A 22296-nucleotide genomic window follows, 5' to 3' on the forward strand; every position below is an offset into this window, starting at 1 on the left:
TCCCTGTTAGCGCCAGTGTCAACCCGCAACGGTCGTCTGATTGCGCCCTGTTCCCAGCTTCACTCTACAAGAACCGAGCTTGTTCGGTGTGGGCAGATAAGGAGTCAATTCTGAGTCTGAATGGCAAGACTTGCACTTGCATCTGACCGAGAGTTCAGCCCTTAGTGACAGTAATCTGCTGTCAGGCTGGTTTAGTTATGTACGGACTGGTTACCGTGATTCACTAAACAACGAATCGCACACGTCGTTTAGCCTCTCCCATTTTTTATACCCTTCGCCAAATATTTTGACCTCTTCCATCTATTGTTATCAGAAACAGGGAACTGTTCACCCAGCAGGTATTGGATGGAGTATTGGCATCCATAGCATCACCGTGCCAAAACGGTAAACTGTACGTCCTTGGCTGAAGCTTTGTCCAGCAAGCATCTTAGCTACTGATTTTTGATGCTTACGCTATCTTATTGACAAAAAAGCTCCAAAGTTACAGGAGAGGTCATAAAAAAGAAGCCAATTGGCTTCGCTTTTGGTAAACTTACTGATTTAGGAAGCTTTGACCCTTGTAATTCCTCCAGAATTAAAAGGGAGATGGGGTGCTTGGGGTGCGATCGCCTTAAGAAAAGAACTGGAAGCAATGCGATCGCACAGAACTAATAACCTGTTAAAAGTTATTTACCGTGGAGGAGCCAGCTAGTTTCCACCTCCTTTCGGCATCAGTAAGCCGATGTATGCCCCCACCGTAACTTTTGCTAAATCGGCAAAAGTTGAGCGGGCGCTTGGATCAATGAGTGCAAGCGTAAATAAGCCCAAAACCGATATGAGGACGACAATTGCGAGAATTTCATCTCTGGTGATTCGATGATTTGGTAACATAGTCTTTCTTGCTTCTAAATTAAGTGGAATTGATTTAGGAGAAATGTTTGAGTGCCTAACTGGTAGGTTGCAACTACCAGATGGGCATTTACTTTTTGTTTGCAGGGGATTAGCAGCCGGTGCAGTTTCGGGAAACTTTGCACTTTGGCGTTTTCTTTCGAGTTCTCGAACCATATACTAAGGGACTTGCGTGTGGATGAATTATGACTATACGCTAAGTAGTTTTAGTATTAAAGATTGTCAAATTGTCCACTTTACGCTAGCTCTAGCCCGTACTAATTACAACATAAATTTATGATGTATAATGTCCCTTCGTTCTGGTTGAAGGTTCTATACTGAGTTGCAATTTGCGATCGCCCCCCTTCCCTCAGAACTGGTATATACACTTTCTACCCAGGCAAGTACAACCCACTACTATTACTCGGCTTGGCGTGGGCATAGCGGCTGGTGGTATGCAGAGATGTATGTCCCAAGGTCTGCTAGGCATAGTCAGCGTTTCCGAGAACACCCAGGTTTTATTAAACCCCATTGCGGTGATGGGGTGTCGCTTCGCTTCTTAATTCGGCATCTCGATCGCTGCCAACACTCGCGCGATGCTTGCCGCCGCAGGCATCGCTTGCTTTGATGTGGACCTCCAGTCGGTAGTGTCGTCATAGCTAACTTTGAAAAGTTCAGCACCTAACCACACGCGACAAAATAACACGCATTACAAGTTGAAAAATCTAGCAATTAATACAACAAACCAAGAACAAATAAATATAAATGGAATGGATTTCCACGGAAGTATCATCAGAATAAGCTTTGCAATCTCTTGATCTTCTAGCCCAATAACTGGCGGACCATCATAATTGTTTTGTTTTTTCTCCCACCACTTTAATAATCTGGTAATAGCTTGATTTGATAACTGCAAATACCTCAGCAGCATAAAGGAGAAGAATAAACCGAGAAAAATAAGGAGGTAAGTCAATAAACGACTTTTATCCCAAGAAAAAGCAAGTGATGCAAACAATAAACCTTGAAGTGTAATTAACCAATTTAGGCGATTAATTGTTAAATTGTCTTCATGACGAATCATCTCCCTAATAATGTTGGCATCTTCATTCATATATTATTTTCCCTAAATTAAAGACCTCAACAGAGAAAAATAACCAAAACTAAAAACCTTCTATAAATCAGGAGGTTTCAAGGAATTTATGTTGAACTGGAAACTACTAAAATAGTAATGTACTTGAATCATTTTTACTAATAAAAATTAATTACCACCTTAACGGGTGGTTTCTCAAGGCTTACGTTAATCCAGCAGCGCCCTTTACCGTCCGAACTAACATATTATTACGACTGGAGGGGTTAGACACGCTGTATAGGCTTAAAGGTGATCGCCCAATCAAGACACGACTTCGCAATAGAGATACACCACATTGGCTCTCAAAACCATTGATACGGGGTATGAGAATCATTGGATACTGTTGGCGAAAGTGTTACAACTAAAAGCCGCAACCACAGATGAAGGTTTGAACTTACGTAATACTTAAAAATACAAGTATGTATTACATTCTCCATATCAGCATCGATTGCTCATTTACCCCCCTCAGCACCTGTTTTACCCCGATGTCGGGATTTGATAGTTTCACGACATTACAGCAAAATCACCAAATAACCCACGTACAAGCAAAAGTTCATGAATCGCTATTAATTCCGCTTAAGCATCTGGGAATACTAATATAAGCGGTTATTGGTTTTAAAACTAATGGGAATATTCGATATATTCAAGGATGCTAAAGATTTTGGGAAAGATTTTGACAATGTATTTAATGAAGTAATGCACAGTGGTAAGGAATACTTTGGAGAAGTTTGTGTACAAGACAGTTCAGGTAATTTATGGAAAATAAGAATACGTCACACAGGCGACCGTGGGAGATATCTTAAAATTGATTCAAAAACAAATAGCTCGCATCAGATACGAGCAACGGCTGACAATTATAAAGATTATGTACGAATAACGTCTGACGATTGGGAAGTTTTTCGCCTATTAGCAGGTAATCCAAACCATATAGACCTTTACTATAAAGCAAAATCTATTTTATCTCGAATAGTTTAATAAGCTGACAATTTTTAGTTTTCTTAACCATAGTTTGCACGGATCTAGAGAGCAGATGGAAGCAACTGTACAGTTCACTACTAGAACGCTGACTATTAAAGACTCAATTCACCATCCTGCTCCTGCTGGCGTTGCTGCTGTTGCTGTCGCCTCAACTGCTGCCTATAATCGAGTAGCTGCTGATTCCAATCATGTGCCTGAGATTTTTTGATTTGGGACTGTGGCAGTAGTTCTAATACACGCTGTGCTGCCGCATCAGTGCTTTTATCGTTACCAAACGCCACCAGTATATTAGGAACTTTCTGCAATCGCTCAAGTGGTAAGCTCTTGATGTCATCAATAGCCATATAGACTGTTCGTTCGGGTGGAACATCGCCCCTGATCAGATATTCCAGCATGGCTCTTGAAATAGCATCGATGGGGGACTTGCACAGAATCGCTGTTGAGGTTTTATCGGTAGCCTTTCCCCCCAAACTGAAGTAAAACCAGCTATCACTGCGTTTAGTGCCTTTAGAGTATCCAAGAAAGCTGTTGTTCTCTCCCCTAGTTCCTCGTAAGAATGCACCGTTACGTTTACCATCAAGATTCCGCATGACGAACACAGCATTTTGTTGCTGATCAGCGTAAACTAGCCCCTGGTTATGAAGCATTTGCACACAATCAGAGGGAATGCCCCGAAATTGATTGAGGTAACGCTCTACGGCAGTCCAATTGCTTTTATCTTCAACGGGTGGGGTGAATTGGGGACGGGGTTCAGTCTGGATAATGTCAGCCGCCCTGTTCTTAACGTGAGCGATCGCTGCACGTTCCACCGAGGCTGACCCAAAACGCTCATGTAACCAGACAACCGCCTGCCGAAAATTGCAATTGTTAACGTGCATCACTAAGTCAATCGCACCCCCTGATCCCTTTTGTTGATCGGGGGCAAAGTCGTAGAATTTGGGCCCATCTATATTAATGATGTGTCCGTGACCCCTCCAGCGTTGCTGATCATAATCTAGCCCCAACTCCCAGGCGACATCCTCTAAGTCCAAGTCGCGCAGTTGTTGAGTTTGCTGCTGCCAAAAAGCTACTTGTGCCTCTAATTCTTTGATGCGCTTGTCTTTGAGTTCATTTTCAAGCGCCAAAGCCTTGGCTGTAGCTTCCATCTGTTGTTTTTTGGCTTGCGCCCTATCTCGGTCAGCTGCTTTGGCTTGCAATTGCAACTGGGTGAGGCTGGTATCTGGTTCTATGCCAGCATTAACAATGCTGTAAAAGTCCTTGATTTCCTGGTGTTGCGCCCTACTGCCCTTAATGCCACGCTCTAACCCCAGATGTTCTGTAGCCTCGGAGTAGGAATCTTGAAACTGCCTCATCTTCAAGCGACCGTCGAAGAAGTGCTTGGCCCTCAATTGCCCTTTCTCATCGAGGGGGACAAAATAAGCGTGAATATGGGGTGTCGCTTCATCTAAATGTAATTCTGCCCTGACAATGCGCTCACCGTACCGCAAATCTAACCATTGTTTGGATGCAGTTAGCCAGGAATCAACTTTGTCCTGTTCATAGTATCCTGCTTGTGTTGGGCAGTTGGGACGGAAATATTCGGGGCTGGCAGTCAATAAAATCTCAGTGCAGTAAACCGCATCGGGGCGAATCTTCCGTTTCTGCTCCCCTATTTTTTCCATCACCAACTGGTCTAATGTCACAGTTGGGTTGTTAGTGCCGATGAATCTGATATTTTGTTTATCTGAATCAGCGTTGGGGGTTTCTCGCTGACGTGCGGTGTGCGCTTCACTGCCAGCCAAGTTACTGCGCTTGAGCTTTTTAATCCGTGCAATAGCGTAAGCCATGCCACTTTTGAGTGATTGAGTGCAATTGCGTCGCAGACCCCACGGAATCTTTTTGTTTCGACCGTCAGGGAGAAATGGCGCAAGCCACCCGTCAGGGCAAAAAGGTGTAGTGGGTACACCTAAATCATAGCCAACCAGCGCGAAATTTGGCGGACACAAAACCCCCTCTGCTGCTAAAAAGCCTGCTGTGTAGGTTTTTTAGCCCTCTGGGGCGCATTTAGGGAATTGTTTGATAGTTTGGCGTTATACACCACAATAGCACTCATTAATTGCACTATTGGGGGGAAACCTAACGCCAGTAACTTGACATTTTTTCGGCTAAAAACACCACATTTAGACACAATATTATCGCTATTATCGTTAAGGTAGACACATTTATACTCATGCTACATATTGATTTGTTTTTATACTAAAAAAACTTTTCATACTGAGGAGAAGATATGAGTCAACAACACAATTCCTATGTTGAGTTACCCAGAATAAAACGCAAGAGTAATTCATGGGAGGGGAAGGTGATTGATTATTTATTGAACCATCCTTCTAATAGATCAGCGACTGAGTTTGCCATAGAAGCGATAACAGCTTTTTGGTTGGCGGAAGCGTTAGAGGGTCAAGTCAATCAGCCTGAATTACAGTCCGCTTGTTGGTCAGCGATTGAACGTCTAGAAGCGAAACTGGCAACTATTAGGCGTATTGCTCGAATTGAGCCTCAGTCAATAGTTGTGTCTGGTGGCGCTAATGCAGCGACTACTGTGACAAGCAATAGTCAGCCTCAAAGTGGTGCTAATGCAGCGACCACTGTGACAAGAACTAGTCAGCCTCTTATTTCTGATGATGATGGCGATGATGTTGACTCTGATGAGGATTTTGATGAGGATGACTTAGGATTGATGAAACTGGAACTTTCAGAAGAACTCAAACTAGCTACTGAGTTGTTGGGTGGGTACGGTTAAATTCAAGAAAGAATTTTTGAAACACAATTGCAACACATCATGATTACGCATTGTCAATAAGACCCCAGCTTATTGACAATAAAAATAGCACCAAAAAGTGGCTGTAATTGAGACTGGATAAGAGTTACAGAAGATTTTTATCAAAAACACTGGACGGCCAAAAGGACAAGAAACCACTGTTTTTGATGTTTTGGACGGCCGTTGACAGGTGGGCATTTGTCAGCAGAGCATGACAATTGAGTAAGGTTGGCGCTCACTGGACGGCCAAAAGGACAAGAAAGCACTGTTTTTGTCCTTTTGGACGGCCAAAAATATTAGTGTCGGATGAGACTGACTTAGTACGGTTAAACTACACTAAGCTTACGGTGTTAAAGGTTTTTAGTAGAGTTGTTGTGTTAGACAAGTTTTTATTTCAGTTAACGCTAAATATATAGAGTGACGGCTGAACTCACAGGAGAAATTTCAGATTCACTTACTGAAGAAGTTGATCGATTGAGCGAAATTTTTGAAGTACAGTTGCAACACAAACGTATTATATGTTCTCAATAATTTTAAAGTTATTGAGAATGAGCCAGTTTGATAAAAATGGCTAAAAGCTAATTGGTGTATGTATTAGATACCAATTTTTTGGTCAAAGCGATGTTCTAAATAGCAGACATTTTGTAGTGAATAATCAAAGTTTCCTGACAGCTATAACAGTTAAAAGCGTGTATAAGCTGTGCAAAATGTCTGCTATTTTGCATAGGAATCGGGGTTTTAGGTGCAAAATGTCTGCTATTTGTAACTGTGATTAATCAGACAACTTCACTACTTAAAACAAGTTTCATCTCTATTAACTTAGTAGAGATTGTAAAATGAACAATTTCTATTCAGGCATGAAGAAAAAAAATCGGATGTTAAGTGGGCTGGCTTAAGTTAATGAAAGAATTATTGAAGCACAATTGCAACATAAGTGTATTATACATTCTCAATAATTTTGAAGTTATTGAGAATGAATCCAGCGATAAAAATTTCCTGTAAGTCATTGTCAGTCAGCATTACGCCAGAATTTTTCTCTAAATGTCTTATGCTCAACTGGTAGCAGTAGGGCTACTCTACTGCTACCAGTTGAGGAATCATCAAATTTTCAACAACTCGCTTTTTTACTACTCAACTGGTAGCTGTGTGTCACCAGTTGAGCTACCCAACAGCTACCAGTTGGGCAAGGTATTTAGAACTACTATTTCAATACTGGCAAACTACATAAAGCCTATGTAATAAGTGATGTTTACATTGTCTTGTCACAGCCAGCGTTGACTGCACCAGTTGTAACTGTCAATGCCCCAAGCTACAAGAGTAATGCTTTATCCGAGCCTGAGCTTTCAGGGGAAGCGGCTGATTCAATCAGACCTGCTTCAATAGTTCAAGGTCAGGCTTCGTCTCAAGAATTAGATGCGATTTTTGGAGGAGATTGAGCGAACAATATCTGAACAATAGCCGCCGCAGTTGTAGCTGTTAACTGTTAGGCGGCTTTTGTCGTGCTTATGTAGTTATTCCGTAGTCTTTTTTGAGGGCTATTTTTTTCTTTTTCGGTTTTGACCCTCAAAAACTTTCCGCCAAATATGGCGTACTGTGCGTCAAAAAAAGATGGATTACAGAGCTTATGCACTAATTAGCGTGTTTAAAACTCGTTGGCAAATATGGGGATAAATCGGGTGACTTTTGGGATTTATTGGGAATTATTGAGCTAATGAGAATTTGGTGACTGGAAGATGTTGAAGAGGTAAAAAAATCAGGGATGAATTTGAATTTGCGTTCTGTAGAATTGGGATATATTGAGTTTAATTGGTAAGAATTGGTAAGAATTGGTGAAAATCGAGAATTTGGGCGATTTTCGGTGTCATTCACAAAACAGCAAAATCAAAGCACAATTGTAATCTTTCACAAGATTTATTTACAAAGGCTGAAGGCATTACGGTATAAGCGTTTTAGCCTTTTCGGAAGAATTCTTAACAAGGGGTCAAAAACGGGGTAAATTTTTGTAGATTTAATGTTGAGTCTTGGTTCTGTTTCAAGGAGAATGCTCAACGTTTACTTTGAAAGTGATCAACTACGATAGTCAAGCGATCGCGCACCTTCTGGTCAACCTAATCCAAGATAAAATCAAGAGCGAAGAATTTTAATTGATGATGAGCCAGGGGTAAGCTATGGAAGCCAAAAGCGAAGTGACAATAAAATTTAGTGGCGAACTACCAACAGCTACACCTCTTGAGAATAAGAAAGTTGCAATCGAGTTCACTGATCAGAATGGTATAGTCTTCACTGCTCAAGTTAATGCCAAAAGTTGGCGTAAGGCGGAAACTAGCGCCTCAGAATTTGCAGACTGGGCTGGGGCTGTATCGGGCAAGCTTGGCGTGCGAACAGAAAACGGGTTTGAGATCATTGACGCGGGAATTCAGCTTTTTGAAAAGAAAGCGAAAGAGCCTAAACCAGATGTAGCGGCGGCTGAAGCTGGCGCTTCTTTATAGATGTGTCTCTTGCATTCATGTTCAATGAAAGGAAGAGCGTGGATGCTAAGGCATTTGTTCAGATGAGGGTATAAGCTCCCATTAAAGATACAAAATGCTTTTGAAGTAGATTGAAAGAAGAATATCTTAGTGGGAGCCGCAGTTTACAATCATAAAAGCAATTCAAAAAATTACAGATTTTAACTTTGTCCGCATGACAATTACGAACGATACACAGCAGTTATTAGTTAATAATCACCATATCAGACCGACAGAGCCACTAGAATCTCGTGCAATTGGTCGGCTCTGGGGGAAGTATGTTCCAAGTAGTGAGCTTATTTATCAAGGGCAACTAATAACTGCTGACGGTGTAATGCTTGAGACAAACCTTGCTAGGAGAGCATCGAAATTAGTTCAACAATCTCAACTTGATTTATCACTTGATTACCTGTGGACTGTTTACCCCAGAACACCATTCAAAGATTCTCCGACCCAACTTCGGGTGACTTTGATAAATGTTCGCAACGAAAAAAAATATACCGACTCAGTAAAAAGCGAATTGCAGTTAGTAGCTGATAACTTTTCTGTACAAGGATTAGTTGTATATCAAGACTTAGCACAAGGGATAGTAGAAGTTAAAATTCACCAAAAACCACAGAGAGACTTTGAGCTACCCAAAGATTTCCAACTAAGACTAATCGGATTTTTACCATCAAATTCGATTAAGAAATTCTGGAATTTTAATGTGCGACGTGTCGGGACTAGCTTAGTAATTCAATCAGGGGAGTGCATTAAATTACAGGAGCGTGAGCAATCTCCAACTTCAGATATATCAACCAACACGGCTGAATATACTACTGAGTTAACTGAAAGCTAAACCGACAGAAAACTGTAATCATTCCCTTCTTCATTACTGATTTAATCAACGTTTCAGAGTGCATTGCTGCCAAAAATTTCTTATGCCTAAACGTAAATCCCCCAAGACGAATAGTTCACCATCACCAGAAGATGCCGCGCCAAATAAATCTGCCATTTTGCGTGTCGTCAAGCAAAAATCTACTGCCACTGACGATAATAACTCTGCACAATCTGAATCACCATCAACTAGCGTACCAACAGAAAATCAACCAGTTGAGCCGGAATTAGAAGTAAGTAATAACCAGAGTAAAAGCATTGAAGTTTCAGAATTAAATAGTAGTCCTGTCCTGACTGATGATGCTATATCTCAAACAATAAAAGTAGATAATGAACAGTCAGATGTACCCCAAATCTTAGAGACAGCACCAGTTAATTCATCATCATCAACTGCTTTGATTGAAAATACCTCTGCTGAACATGAGCAATCAGAGATAGAAACAGAGCAACCGCAATTAGTGAAAAAACCAGCCTATAAAAAGTTATCAACAGCAACTAATAGTTCAGGACAGACCTTTACTGTTAAAGAAAAGATTGAGGTAACTACCTGTAATTTTGGTACACAAACGGTTTTTATTATCTCCTTATATTCAGCACCAGATGGAAGTATTTGGGCTTATTACCATCCTGTAGACGACACTCAAAGACAGCTATGGAAGCGGGGGTGCTGTCGGATTGAGGATTTGAAAAAGCTTTCAATGGGAGCAAATAGCGTTCTGATTGAGCAGTTGTAATGAACTAATCTTGAAAATTTAGTGATCACTCAAGACATCAAGACTTGCTAATTGTAAGATTGGCAATGCTTACAGCGCAATTCATTAAGCTCTTTACTACAAACCTGATTTCAGTAGAGGAAACAGTTAATCCCACCAAGCATATAACTGTTGAGAATTAATCTCTAATTCATCGCAACCCCAGACAAATTTTACAAATTCACCTGCAAAGTCTAAATCTTTCACCCCTTTAACTGTAATTGCATCAATCACCAAATTCGGGTCGTCTGTATCATTGATGACTACACCATCAAAAATTGCTGTCGCTTCTATACTTTTACAACGTTGCCCAAATTCAATAAATGAACCAACTGATGGAGCAGCATTAAAACTCGCATTTAGTGTAGTGTAGGCTGATTGAATAACTTGCTCCAATGATTCTAAAGATAGTCCGTGAAATTTGATTGCGTTGGGAGTATATTCTGTAATTGAGTTACCTAAAATTTCTTCAAGACGTTGAACCATATATTTATATCCATATTAAATAAATTTTCAGTATAAGCATATTCCTTAGTCTAGTAAATGCAGATGGTAATGAACTAAAGGAATACAACGTAAGTTTACCGGCGTTAGCTAAGACCAGAGATATTTACAAAGACTTCAATGGTAAACCTATTATTTTTAAGGATTAATTATGGGTAAACATTTCATTAAGCTAAGTGATTTACTTAATCAATCATAATTAATTTTAAAGCAAATCAAACAGCATCCCGACTACAAAAAGGTAAAATATTTACCAGATTTTACAGTTGCAGACGCGATTGCAGCTTTAGAAGAACTACGAACATAGATACAATAATGAAACCAGGGTACATTTATTTAATTCATAGTGTAGGCACATATAGATACAAAATAGGGCTAACTGTAGCACCACGGACACCAGAGGATAGATTAAAAGAACTGAATAGCCGTCAAAGTCCCTACCCATTGAAACTCATTCATTATGTCTTTGTTGCTGACGTTTACAAAGTAGAGAAAGAAATTCATCAAGCTTGTAAGTCATTTAATGTTTATAGGGAGTGGTTTGAATTTGCAAAGAAAGCATATTTGCAACAAGTTATTCAGTTAATGGAGCGTAGTAATGTAGCGCAAAAATCAAATAATAATTATCAGGATTTCGGTCAAATTCAGAAAAAAATAAATGTTTCTTTACCTATAATTCCTAGAGATATTGAACGTGCAAGTCAAGAGAGAGAGGAAATCCCAAAATATTTAATATCCAGAGGATATGAACCCCACAATCGTTTGAGACAAGGCATAGTCGGGGAGAAAAACAAGAAGAAGAAAATTAAGAAAAGGAAACCTACTGTTTTAGGTAAAGTTTTCAATAATAATTTTTTATTTTTAGTAGCAATAGTCATTTGTATTATTTTATTTTTATATGTTGTGAGTAGATTGATTTAAAAGGGTGTGATGGCGTAACCGCCCTTTCCGGTGGAGATCGCAGCAATTAACATGGCTTTCACTGAAGCTAAAAGGCATCTCAGCTTTATGCTTGCTATTGCTGCTGTTTCCTCTCTTGAAAATTTTGATCTATGTCAAACTTAATCGACGCTCAACCATTGCCATGTAAAACTATCTGTAATGACTGTGCCTTTCATGTTTTAGAGGGCGTTGTGCAATGTATTCACCCCGATGAAGCAGGTGTTAATTGTGCTACTGTAAATTTCTGCAATTCATTCCAACCGATGCAGGAAGTTGATAGTCCTTGTGTGACATACGGCAACGATCAGGAATAACGGCTTCTGGTTAGATGTCGCCTTAAGTGCGATCGCCACCGGCTCATGGCGGTTACGCCATCGCACACTCCTCTTTCAAAGTTTGTCCCTGCTTTTCTGCCTTGACATCAATATCTCTATCAAAGTCGCACGATCAGAGTTAAACGACTCTAAAAGTTGTACTAAAGCTTCTTCTACAATCACTTCTTTATAAGGAGCATTGGCTTTTCCTAGCTCTAACTGGAGTGTAAGGTGCAGTTTGTCTAGCTGATGCAGTACCTCTTCACTGATTTGAAATGTAGATTTACGCAATGAAACTTTTTCTAGGTTGACTTGTTGACTTGTTAGCAAGTTAGCTTTCTGGCTTGTTGAATTGCTGTTTAGTTGAATGATTGGCGTGTTATTTTGCTGACTTGTTGAAGCTTCAAATGTATGTTCACTTTTGGATTGCTGACTGGTTAACTTGTCAGCTTCCTTACTGGTTGACACTTCATCTTGCTGACTTGCTGACTTGTCAGATTTTCGACTGCTTAGTAATTTATCTGGTTGACTGGTTGACTTGTCAGCTTCCTTACTGGTTGACACTTCATCTTGCTGACTTGCTGACTTGTCAGATTTTCGACTGGTTAGTAATTTATCTGGTTGACTGGTTGACTTGTCAGCTTCCTTGCTGGTTGACACTTCCTCTTGCTGACTTGTTGGCTTGTCAGCTTCTTGACTTGTTAATAGTTTGTCTGGTTGATTGGTTAACTTATCAGCTTCTTGACTGGTTGACACTTCATCTTGCTGACTTGTTGACTTGCTAATTTGCTCAAACCCAGCTAAAACTTTATCGGTCGAGGACAACGGATCATTATCATCATTTAATCTGGCGCGTCGTTTTGTCATCTGTCTTTTCACCTTAATTAGATTGCAGCAATTAAATTAGCGATTAACTGGTAAGGCTGCACTAATTTGGGTTCTTTAGCATAGATGTGAATGGGTTCACCTGCCAGATTTGACTCAGAGAACTTGATTGACTTCGGAACGGCTTCAAATATCTGAATGTTTTGTAGTCTTTTATTTAAGGAGGCTAAGACATCTTGAGTCATGACCGTATTTTCAGCCATTGTTGGCAATACTCCCAGTATTTGTAATTGGGGATTAAGACGTTTTTGAACACTTGCAACTGTTTCCAACAGTGCAGCCAGCCCTTTTAAAGCGAAAAATTGACACTGCACTGGGATAAGAACTGCATCCGCAGCTGCCAAGGCATTAACCGTTAACAGTCCCAAAGAAGGTGGACAGTCAATTAAGATGTGATGGAATTGCTTGAGTACGGGAGCTAGTCGCTCTTTAAGGATGTAAAAGTTACCTACTTTCATGAGTATCTCCGTTTCTCCCTTAGCTAAGTTGATGTCAGCAGGCAGTAAGCTGAGTCCAAATTTAGTAGAAACTACTCCATCGATGACTTCTGCTTTTTCTGTAATTACGTCGTAGCAGCTAATCTGGTCGTCAGCCACTTCTACTCCCAGCCCTGTAGTGAGATTGCCTTGAGGGTCAAGGTCAACAGCGAGGACAGTATCCTTAAGAGCCAGTAGTCCCCCTAAAGATATAGTGGAGGTAGTTTTAGCTACCCCTCCTTTTTGATTTGCTAGTGCAATAATCATTGAATTTTAGGCTAAACATTTTGCCTATGAGCTTACTGGCAAGTCATTAATATAGCAAGTTAGGTTTACAACCAGGCAACTTGCTAAAAAGTTGGGTTGTCAACCAGCTAACTTGTTGGCAAGTTAGAAAGTTATACTCCTGCCCTGTATGCTAGATGTAGAAGAGTACATTATTGTTCAAGGCTTGTTAATAATTAAATATATGGTTATCAATTTCTCCTCCGTAACGTTACCTCAGTCTGAAAACTTGAAGTTACATATCCTACTGGAACGTAATCATGAAGGAAATGTAATAGCTTCTGTCCTGGAATTTCCCAACACTCAGGTTGAAGCACCTACTCAAGAACTTGCATTACTTGAATTGAAAAAACTTTTGTCAACTCGTCTTGAGAAGATAGAAATTATGAGTGTAGAAATTCAATTGTCTCAAAGCGAAGCAGAAAATCCTTGGATGAAATTTGCGGGTGTATTTAAAGACGATGCAGATTTTGCTGAAATTGCTAATAATCTCAGAGCAGAACGTAACGCAGTAGATGAAGATTAAAAGGTTGAGGATTAGATTCAGATTGAGAAATGCAGGATGAGTTTTTATATACTCGACACAGACCATGTTTCGCTTTTACTTCAAGGAAACCAAGCCGTTATATCTAAAGTTGCTCAAGTTTATCCCAATCTGGCTATCACCATTGTCACAGTTCAAGAAATTTTTAACGGATGGGTAGTCAAAATTAATGACCGGACTGAATCTGCCAACTTAGTAAACCTTTACACTAAACTGTGGACTACTCAAGAGTATTTCAAAGGAGTGAGAATACTCAACTTTGATACTGCTGCCTACACTTGTCACCAAGGTTTACTTAGAGAAAACCAGCAACTAAACAAAAAAAGACTACAGAAAGATTTGCGAATAGCTGCGATCGCTCTAAGGGCGAATGCAGTGATGGTTACTCGTAACCAAAAGGATTTTGCTCAAATTCCCGATTTGGTGCTGGAGGATTGGACACATTGACTACATCCTCTGCTATCAATTTTGATATCAAAGCCGGAAATTACAGAATTAGCATTACTAATTGACACCATTAAACTTCCGCAAGTAGTATTTTGCTCTCTACTCCATGTTTTGATTGATGCTCGCCCTTGCGGTTGTATGATGAACGTTATTGGAAACTTGTATTATCAATAACGAATTAGTGAGCATTTATGCCTAATCAGCCAGGTTGGGGGGAGATCGTCAAGGTAGAGTTAGAGGCGTGTTTAGATGCACCGATCGCTCGGTATTTTGATGCACAACTTGACAAAGACCCGGATGTGTTGGCGCAGCTGTTGGCAGATAAGCGCAACCCCAATACCAAAAGGGCTTACGAGAAAGATTTGAGGGATTTCTTTCTGAAGATGACTTTATTGCCGCCGACTGGTGATAGCGTGCTGGAGTTTCTGCACTTGCAGCGAGAACAAGCGGTGATGGTGGTGTTGAAATATAAGGCGATGTTGATTAAATCTGGGCTGCGGGAGGCAACCATCAATCGGCGGTTGGCGGCGATTAAGTCATTAGCGAAAATGGGGCGGAAGTTGGGAGTGTGCAACTATTCCCTGGAAGATGTTTCAGGGGAGAAGGTCAAGGCTTATCGAGATACGCGGGGTGTTGATAGCAAAGCGATAGCAGTTGTGATTCAGCAGTTTGATAGAGAAACTTTGATTGGTAAACGCAACTATGCGATTTTTCTGGTGCTGTGGGGTTTAGCGTTGCGTCGCCAGGAGGTATGCCATCTTAATGTGGGGGACTTTGATTTTTATGGACGCAAGTTGAGAGTTTTGGGGAAGGGTAAGGGAACGAATGAAGAATATTTGGATATGTCCAAGGATGTGGCTCATGCTCTTGCTGATTGGTTAATTGCCAGGGGTGATTTGAATGGCAATTTACCGATATTTACAGCGTTAGATTTTCATAATGAAGGACATCGCTTAACTACGGATGCCATCTATAAAATAGTGGCGACGGCTTTTAAGAAGGCGGGGGTTAAGAAACCCATGTCACCGCACAGGGTCAGGCATTCGGCGATTACGGCGGCGCTCGATGCCACTGATGGGAATATCAGAAAGGTGCAGAAATTGAGCCGTCATGCAGATCCGCGAACGTTGATGATTTATGATGATAACCGGAATAAAGACTTGTGGGAGATGTCGGAATTGTTAACGGGTATGTTGAAGAAGGATGATTAATGGTAATTGAAAAATTAACCATTTTAAAACTATTTTTTTGTTAGCTTACAAGATACACAGTATTAAATAGAAAATGTAAATGTCCGAAACGAGTACAAATATTAAGAGATTTGTGCGTAATTATTTATTAATGTCATAGCCGCTTATCTGCTAAAAAAACATACGTGCTTCTCAGAGGATAGCCTTTTTGTAACAGATAGTAAGCAATGATTTTAGTACTCAGCAATGCTTCAAAAATGAAAGTCTCTATATGCTTTTATCTCCTGAAAAACTTTATAGTATTCATGCTGACTTGCAAAACCACTGCGCCGACTTAAATCCCCGTGAAATTCTCTCTCACCCCAGATGGCCCAAATCAGCTCACTATCTGTTTCTGTTAGAAAACGTTCTAACAAATCTTTACGTAAGTAGGTAAAATATTGTGATGAACGCCCGTATTCTCCATAACGAAAAGTGATTGATGCCCGTCTACCATTTGTTTCAAACAGATCGTAAGTTTGAGGTTGACTGCATAAATTAAGGTGTTGTGTAATTTCTTTTGCAGGGATAGCGACACTTCTTCCTGGAGTAATTTCACTGTGGTAATCTTCCCAAGTATTCTCTCTCACAGGAATTAAAACCTCATATTTTTCCTCTCCTTTAAGATGTGTTTTGTCATCAACATCTTTTTCTACAAGTTCTAATCCATTCTTTCGCATTGCAACTTCTATAGCTTCAAAGTCGTTAGCTTCAAAAAGTTCTTCAATACTATCTAAAACTGTACTTGCTTCTTCCTCTGATATAGGTTGACCATTTCGCTGAAGGACAAACTTTAGCTCAAAGCTTAATTCAGTCTTCCCATTTGTCGGATAAGTCTCACACCAAGGTATCTCTCCTGCATAAGTGTAATAATCTTCTTTAATTTCTGGTAGCCACCTTCCTCCTAAAGTTTGTTTTTCTAACCTTTGTAATAAAGAACTAGCTTCTTCGGCTTGAACAATCAAACATCTCAAAAAAGTAAATATACCTCGATTAAATTTAGAATCTTCCTGATTAATATAACCATCTAATAGCACCCAACTCCCTTCCTCTCCCAAAAGTTCATCAACTATTAAATATGATTTAACATCTGGAACTCCACCCGACAAAATCCATTCATGAAGAGGCATATCACGATTTACCAAAAAATCTTCACAAACAAGGTTATGCTCTTGAAGCTTGACTGGAAAACTAGGGTCAATATCCGCTTGCGAAGTTCTTTCGTAAGGTTTATCCCATTCATCCTTTAGGAAATTACTATCGTCTCGATAGCCCATAAGTTCGTAAGTAGCAATTAAGCAGTATTTCCGACCATAATGGTCTGAATAGTGTTCCTTTTGAGAATAACTATTGATGTAGTTAAGATTAACTATCCATTTATCTATATCACCAAAAGTTTCCAACGAATAGCCAAGATTGTAAATGCGCCACCAAAGATTTGCTTTTGCTTGTAGGTATTCTGGAGTCTTTGTTTCATATTTCGAGATAGGTTTTCCTAACCATTGCATTGGGTCATCATCAGCAAAGCCAAATGGGCAATTTCCATCTCGATACTCTCGATAATTTCTATCTTCACTTTTACCCCATTCTCGAATACCACCATCTTGAAATGGTGGTGTAATTCTTTGCCTTTCTTCTGTAGTTAGCAACTCTGGATAATAAAGTAAAGCAATATCAATAGTACGCCTTGCATAGTCACGCACAAGTATGTGTGTTGTTGAGTGAGGCGCATTAGGTTTAAACATTGCCTCATATAATTCCCGTCCGTATAATGGAAGAAATTTTTGAGTAAAGCTGGCATCTTTAAAATCATATTGGCGTGCCATAGCAATGCCGTAAGCAGCAGCTAATATTCTTTCAGAAACATAAGGGTCATTGACCTTTAGTGATTGAAGCAAAAGCTCCAAAAACTTTTCTGGTTTTCTTTGTCCATACCAGTACAATGCCCGTGTGACTTTATCTCGCAAAGGTCTTACTGTAGATGTTAATATCCACATCATGTAGACTGCCAAAAGGTAAAGTCTCTCCTCCATCATTTCGGATAAATTTTCATCACTTTTGCAGATGCCTTCAAATTGACCTATATTTTTTTCAACACGTTCAATATTTTCTCGTATATACTCTGTCCAGCTAATATCTCTCTCTGGCATTGTTAATACCCGGAGTTGCCGAGACCAAAATGTAGCATTAAATGGGTGTTGGGCATATCCTATTGTGGAGGCTGATAAGTTTAGAAGTTTTTCGCGGTTATCAGACTTTTTAAATAAACTTTCTATGAAATTAAGGCATTCCTCACTAATATTTTCCGGTGGTATTTCAAATAGTGCTTGTACAGATAAATTAAAAGCTTTTGAGTCATCGATTATATTATGCAGATATAACCCTGTTTGTACTGGAATTAGCGCCGCTAAACAGCGTCCAATATCATTGTATAAAGGGTGTAGTAGTCTAAAACTATCACTGAAGAGTGCAGCTATTATCTCTTCGGATTGCACCATTGCTTGAATATTATTCTCAGCCTGTTTTATCAGATATTTTGCAATTAAATAACCTCCAAACAAGTCATAGGTGAAGAAAACAAACTCTCCATTAGTTCCCCAATCACGGCATACTAAAAGACCTTCATCTAGGATTGCATTCGTCTTAGATTGCTCCCAATTTAAAGTATCCAGAGGTTGACCATCAACAATTTCAGCTAGGTCAGTCAAAGGGATACTACGCTCCATTGGTTGCCAAAAGCGTTTGGCTATTTTGAGCAGAGCTTGTGTAACTACGGGTGTTCCACGACGAAGACCTAGCCTTTCACTGATAACGCGGTTACACAGGTTTAAATAATCATCAAAAACCTCGAAGAGCGTTTGTTCGCCAACATATATATGCTTTTCTTCTAAACGTTCAGCGTTTTTACTCTTACAAAATATCTGAAGATAAATAGGATGCTGAAATTGCTCTAAAGGAGTGGCTGTTAAATCACCTTTTATTTTATAAAAGTTAAAGTACTTTTCAACAGCTTTTTCTACATCTTCAACATGAAAACCATTAGCATATTTTATATTTGATGGTTTATTATCACTCCAAATAGCATCTTGATAGGTACTTCGACAGGTTGTAATTAAAATAACATTTTTTAATTGCCCAATCTCTTGAATTAAACCAGGTAATCCTTGCCAAACACTCGAAAATTTCCCATTACAAGTTGCTTCATTTAAACCATCAATTGCCAATGGAATACGCGTGCGATATGCCTCGGCAGCAGCATCTAGAGCTTGAATAAAATCATTCCAGCTATAGATAGGAGGAATATCGAGAATTCCTCGAAGTTGTTCTTCTAAAGAACGGTCACTTGTGAAACGACTTCCTAAAACTAATAAAGCAGGTAAACTAGAATTTAAACGCTCATGGCATATGTTGCTAACAATGTGAGTTTTCCCAAAACCCGCATCACCCAATATATGTAATTCTGTTTGGTTGATAGAATTAATTCGAGCAAATATTTCTAAAATCTCAGCCATTAAGCTATATGATAATCTTAAAGGCTGAAATGCTATGTTTTTAACTCGCTGAACCTTGTGAAATATTCTATCTTCTTCTTTCTCTTTCCCAATATAGGGAAGTTCTTTATTATAAAGCTTTCGTTCTAATTCTCCACATATAGCTTGATTGGTTTCTAAGTCAATTTTTATTGTGTTCAAATCTAAGTTTAAACTGCGTATTTCGTTATGTTGATTTTCACTTAAAAAATCTCTAGCAAGATTTATCTGAGAATAAGCATGAGTTAGTAAACTATCTACAGAGTTATTAAAGTCGATAATTTCTGATTTGATAGTATTCCAAGTATTATGTTCAACAATCTCATGACAACTGCTGGTTTCAATTTCTCTGATGGATTTCTTATATTCGTTAATTCTATCTTGAATATTATCCATGATTTGGCCAATTTTTAAGGTAAAAACCTTATCACATAAAACTTCATGAATACAATCGTCAAGATTTGTTTCTATATGTAATATTGGATTGAATTTATTGCTAATTCCTGCTATCTGTTTGGCAACCTGATTGCGAAACCAGTCAATATTTAGCTCTAAGTCACTAAAAAAATAGTTTTTCTTACCACTAAAACGTGGTTCACTCAGCCAGTTGTTAAAATCACTATCACCCCAATGAATAATCTCCACTTCCATATTTTTTGGCACTGATTTCGGAAGTGTTTTATCAAACCAAGCTTGCTCATCAGGTGTGAAGTTAGCTGGAGTGCATAAAAACCATTTCTTTAAAGTTGGATGCACCTTGCAAGCTTTTGCCAATGAGCCTTGTATTGACGATTTACGGTTACTGACACTGAGGCGAGATTCAGGATAATAAAACTTTGCCTGCCATCCCCATACGTCACTATTAGGCAAAGTCATGTAAAACTCTACTCCATCTCCACCACCGCTATCGTCTACCGATGTGAAACGCCCTTCATATCCATGCAAACCTTTGGCAATTTGAAAGCATAATTCTTCAAAGCTCCCATACTTGTCACTTTTATAAGGTTGTAACTTTGACCAATCAATCATGCTTTTACTATTAGAGAAATGGAGTACGGAAAATTACTACAAATTTATACGAGTTTAGCTTGTGATCGGCTATATGATAAAAATATCTGCAAGAATTAATAATACTGAGAGCTTAGTATCAAATATAGAATGTTGACTATGTTTCTCTATATCTTCCCAGATGGGTGTGATCCTTATACAGTTCCCCGTTATCCAAATTTTGAGCATTGTCAAAGTGTTCGATAAAAGTTGCAACAGTTAAGGGATTATCAATACGTACCCCTAACTCTCGTTCACGACTTTTGGCATCTGAGGCTAAAAGGTTGTGACTGCCTATGATAACAAAAGAGTGATCACACACTAAATATTTTTCATGAGTTCCTAATAGTTTTAACTTAAACTTACCTGAGTATTTATGTTCTAAATGCTCTAGAGCCTGTAAAGCACTATATCCATCCCAGTTTCTTTGTTTTTGTTTTGCTAATGAAATAAACTGTGAACGGCTCATTTTCTTAACTTCACAGGGAAATATATCACTTAGATGTCCCCAACCTATATCAATAAAACCATTTCGTTCAAGGATATTAGTAAACTTTTGCAACACCTCAGAATCAATCCCATACTTAGTAAGCCAAGGACTGACAATAATTACTCGTTCTCTAGTTTTGTCCAACGCTTCCATCAACATGGCACGACTAGCGGCACGATCAATTACTAACTGGATGTTTCCAGTATGTTGATATCCATACATTTTAATAGAATCTAACTTAGAGTTTTTTAAGTTAGCTCCAGATAAGTTGACATTAGTTAAGTCAGCATTTTGTAAATCAGTTTTAGTTAAATTAGAATTACTCAAATCAGCAGTACTTAGATTAGCATAATTAAATTTACAAGTAGTAATATTAGACCAATTTAACTTGGCTCCAACTAAGTTCGCTTCAGTGAAGTTTGCTCCATTCAAGTAAGCACCTATTAGATTAGCATTAGTCAAATTTGCATTACTCAAATTTGCATTACTCAAGTTAGAAAAATTTAAAGTCTCAAACTTTGCCACATCCAGGTTAGAAGGACTCAAGTTGGGAATATCCCATTTTTCAAAAAATATTTCCCATACATTGTCAGTAATACTTAAGTCAGCATTAGTAAGGTTGGCATTACTTAGATTGGCATTTTCTAAATTGACACCGTTTAGATAAGCAGATGTCAGATCGGCATAACTCAAGTTAGCTCCATCCAAATTAGCAAAACTGAGGTTAGCACTCCGCATACTTAGACCTTCTAAATTAATATGGGCTAAATAGGCATTAGTTAGATTAGTATTTTCTAAGTTAGCTTGAGTAAGATTTGAACCTCTCAAGTTCGCACCGCTTAGATCGGCATTACTTAAATCAGCACCAATCAGATTAGCTCCATCTAAGTTGGCACGTTCCAAACTGGCAAATTTTAAACAAGCACCACTTAAGTTTACGTTACTTAAATTGGCACCCTTTAAATAACATCCATTTAAAATAGCTTCATTTAAATCAGAATTACTTAAGTCTACGTGCAATAGATAAGTATTAATTAACTTTGCACGTCGCAAACGGACAGATTGCAACTTTGCGTATGCTAGATTGGCTAAACTTAAATCGGCATTCCACAAATCAGATCCGCTCAAGTTAGCACAGCGCAGATTGGCATTTATAAATATAATGCGTCGTAATTTACATTTTACTAAATTAATGCGATATAGTTTAGCACTATAAAAATCTCTTTTTCCTGCTGCATAAAGCTCCAGAAATTTGTGAGCATCCATACTGTGTTTGATATTTGGAAACTATCTATAATTAAGTATTCCCAAAACCTTGCAACTAGTTCCTTTTTACATGAACCTATCCCACTAATGCCAGATTGTAGTAATCTATTTTTTGGCAAGAGGTTGGGTGTATCAGTTGATGGCTGGACGTTTTGAGGGATTGAGCGATCTGGAATGGAAGCTATTTGAGGATATATTTTCTAAGCAAGCATCCAAGCGTGGTAAAGCAATGCCTCATGCACCGTATCGCTATGTATTAAATAGTCTGTTATACATTATGATAACTGGATGTCGATGGTGTGACCTTCCGCGAGGGGATATATGGGCATCGAAAAGCTCATCCCACCGATGGTTAAAGCGATGGCGTTCTGATGGGACATTTGAATATAGTCCCAGTCCCAGATTTTCAACTTTATCAAGTTAGAATATACAGC

At 39.0% G+C, this 22296-nt stretch carries 22 protein-coding genes; 14 read left to right on the forward strand and 8 right to left on the reverse strand.

The features are described from left to right. Window positions 1–550 precede the first annotated feature (550 nt). Complete coding sequence (locus tag RRG12_RS31350) at window positions 551–691, forward strand: hypothetical protein (RefSeq protein WP_420761894.1); 141 nt, start codon at window positions 551–553, stop codon at window positions 689–691. Here the strand turns inward: RRG12_RS31350 and RRG12_RS31355 are convergent. After that, window positions 688–1044 (reverse strand): hypothetical protein, encoded by a 357-nt coding sequence (locus RRG12_RS31355; RefSeq protein WP_420761929.1) that lies wholly within the window; start codon window positions 1042–1044, stop codon window positions 688–690. The two genes, RRG12_RS31350 and RRG12_RS31355, sit on opposite strands and share 4 nt — an antisense overlap. Window positions 1045–1210: 166 nt before the next feature. Between RRG12_RS31355 and RRG12_RS31360 the strand changes: the two genes are divergently transcribed. After that, a complete protein-coding gene (locus RRG12_RS31360; RefSeq protein ID WP_420761895.1) occupies window positions 1211–1495 on the forward strand; it encodes a hypothetical protein in 285 nt (94 codons plus the stop codon). Between the two features lie 81 nt (window positions 1496–1576). Here the strand turns inward: RRG12_RS31360 and RRG12_RS31365 are convergent, their stop codons facing one another. Next, a complete protein-coding gene (locus RRG12_RS31365; RefSeq protein WP_420761896.1) occupies window positions 1577–1975 on the reverse strand; it encodes a hypothetical protein in 399 nt (132 codons plus the stop codon). Window positions 1976–2617: 642 nt separating this feature from the next. Between RRG12_RS31365 and RRG12_RS31370 the strand changes: the two genes are divergently transcribed. After that, entirely contained in the window at window positions 2618–2968 is a 351-nt protein-coding gene (locus tag RRG12_RS31370) for a hypothetical protein (RefSeq protein ID WP_420761897.1), read from the forward strand. 95 nt (window positions 2969–3063) lie between these two features. Here the strand turns inward: RRG12_RS31370 and mobV are convergent, their stop codons facing one another. Continuing rightward, the gene (gene mobV, locus RRG12_RS31375) at window positions 3064–4797 is read right to left on the reverse strand and encodes a MobV family relaxase (protein ID WP_420761898.1); all 1734 of its coding nucleotides are present in this window, start codon (window positions 4795–4797) and stop codon (window positions 3064–3066) included. Between the two features lie 440 nt (window positions 4798–5237). On the opposite strand from mobV, the gene RRG12_RS31380 reads away from it, so the two are divergent. From RRG12_RS31380 to RRG12_RS31400, 5 genes are all read left to right on the forward strand, one after another. After that, window positions 5238–5750 carry a hypothetical protein gene (locus RRG12_RS31380; RefSeq protein ID WP_104902322.1) on the forward strand — a complete coding sequence of 171 codons (513 nt, stop codon included), beginning with the start codon at window positions 5238–5240 and terminating at the stop codon, window positions 5748–5750. A gap of 1277 nt (window positions 5751–7027) precedes the next feature. Then, on the forward strand, window positions 7028–7204 hold the full coding sequence (locus RRG12_RS31385) for a hypothetical protein (RefSeq protein WP_420761899.1): 177 nt from the start codon (window positions 7028–7030) through the stop codon (window positions 7202–7204). A 732-nt stretch (window positions 7205–7936) separates the two neighbouring features. Further along, entirely contained in the window at window positions 7937–8257 is a 321-nt protein-coding gene (locus tag RRG12_RS31390) for a hypothetical protein (protein WP_420761900.1), read from the forward strand. A 193-nt stretch (window positions 8258–8450) separates the two neighbouring features. Further along, window positions 8451–9113 (forward strand): hypothetical protein, encoded by a 663-nt coding sequence (locus RRG12_RS31395; protein ID WP_420761901.1) that lies wholly within the window; start codon window positions 8451–8453, stop codon window positions 9111–9113. Between the two features lie 82 nt (window positions 9114–9195). Beyond that, a complete protein-coding gene (locus RRG12_RS31400; protein ID WP_420761902.1) occupies window positions 9196–9885 on the forward strand; it encodes a hypothetical protein in 690 nt (229 codons plus the stop codon). 126 nt (window positions 9886–10011) lie between these two features. On the opposite strand, the gene RRG12_RS31405 is transcribed toward RRG12_RS31400, so the two are convergent. Beyond that, a complete protein-coding gene (locus tag RRG12_RS31405) occupies window positions 10012–10389 on the reverse strand; it encodes a hypothetical protein (protein WP_420761903.1) in 378 nt (125 codons plus the stop codon). Between the two features lie 333 nt (window positions 10390–10722). On the opposite strand from RRG12_RS31405, the gene RRG12_RS31410 reads away from it, so the two are divergent. Then, window positions 10723–11328, forward strand: coding sequence for a GIY-YIG nuclease family protein (locus RRG12_RS31410; RefSeq protein WP_420761904.1), 606 nt, complete (start codon window positions 10723–10725; stop codon window positions 11326–11328). 131 nt (window positions 11329–11459) lie between these two features. Continuing rightward, the gene (locus RRG12_RS31415; protein WP_012409800.1) at window positions 11460–11663 is read left to right on the forward strand and encodes a hypothetical protein; all 204 of its coding nucleotides are present in this window, start codon (window positions 11460–11462) and stop codon (window positions 11661–11663) included. 75 nt (window positions 11664–11738) lie between these two features. On the opposite strand, the gene RRG12_RS31420 is transcribed toward RRG12_RS31415, so the two are convergent. Both RRG12_RS31420 and RRG12_RS31425 read right to left on the reverse strand, forming a co-directional pair. Next, window positions 11739–12530: a hypothetical protein gene (locus RRG12_RS31420; RefSeq protein WP_420761905.1), complete on the reverse strand. Its 792-nt coding sequence runs from the start codon at window positions 12528–12530 to the stop codon at window positions 11739–11741. A 17-nt stretch (window positions 12531–12547) separates the two neighbouring features. Next, complete coding sequence (locus RRG12_RS31425) at window positions 12548–13291, reverse strand: ParA family protein (RefSeq protein ID WP_420761906.1); 744 nt, start codon at window positions 13289–13291, stop codon at window positions 12548–12550. Window positions 13292–13439: 148 nt separating this feature from the next. On the opposite strand from RRG12_RS31425, the gene RRG12_RS31430 reads away from it, so the two are divergent. From RRG12_RS31430 to RRG12_RS31440, 3 genes are all read left to right on the forward strand, one after another. After that, window positions 13440–13835: a hypothetical protein gene (locus tag RRG12_RS31430; protein WP_420761907.1), complete on the forward strand. Its 396-nt coding sequence runs from the start codon at window positions 13440–13442 to the stop codon at window positions 13833–13835. 36 nt (window positions 13836–13871) lie between these two features. Continuing rightward, the gene (locus RRG12_RS31435) at window positions 13872–14300 is read left to right on the forward strand and encodes a type II toxin-antitoxin system VapC family toxin (protein WP_373526006.1); all 429 of its coding nucleotides are present in this window, start codon (window positions 13872–13874) and stop codon (window positions 14298–14300) included. Window positions 14301–14491: 191 nt separating this feature from the next. Then, window positions 14492–15511 (forward strand): tyrosine-type recombinase/integrase, encoded by a 1020-nt coding sequence (locus tag RRG12_RS31440; protein WP_420761908.1) that lies wholly within the window; start codon window positions 14492–14494, stop codon window positions 15509–15511. 230 nt (window positions 15512–15741) lie between these two features. Here RRG12_RS31440 and RRG12_RS31445 read toward each other — a convergent pair whose 3' ends face one another. Beyond that, window positions 15742–20088 (reverse strand): hypothetical protein, encoded by a 4347-nt coding sequence (locus RRG12_RS31445; RefSeq protein WP_420761909.1) that lies wholly within the window; start codon window positions 20086–20088, stop codon window positions 15742–15744. Window positions 20089–20224: 136 nt separating this feature from the next. After that, window positions 20225–21862 (reverse strand): pentapeptide repeat-containing protein, encoded by a 1638-nt coding sequence (locus RRG12_RS31450; RefSeq protein ID WP_420761910.1) that lies wholly within the window; start codon window positions 21860–21862, stop codon window positions 20225–20227. Window positions 21863–21974: 112 nt separating this feature from the next. Here RRG12_RS31450 and RRG12_RS31455 point away from each other — a divergent pair, with 112 nt between their 5' ends. Next, window positions 21975–22286, forward strand: coding sequence for a transposase (locus tag RRG12_RS31455; protein ID WP_420761911.1), 312 nt, complete (start codon window positions 21975–21977; stop codon window positions 22284–22286). Window positions 22287–22296: the final 10 nt, after the last annotated feature.

This window comes from Nostoc sp. CALU 546 (assembly GCF_048836525.1).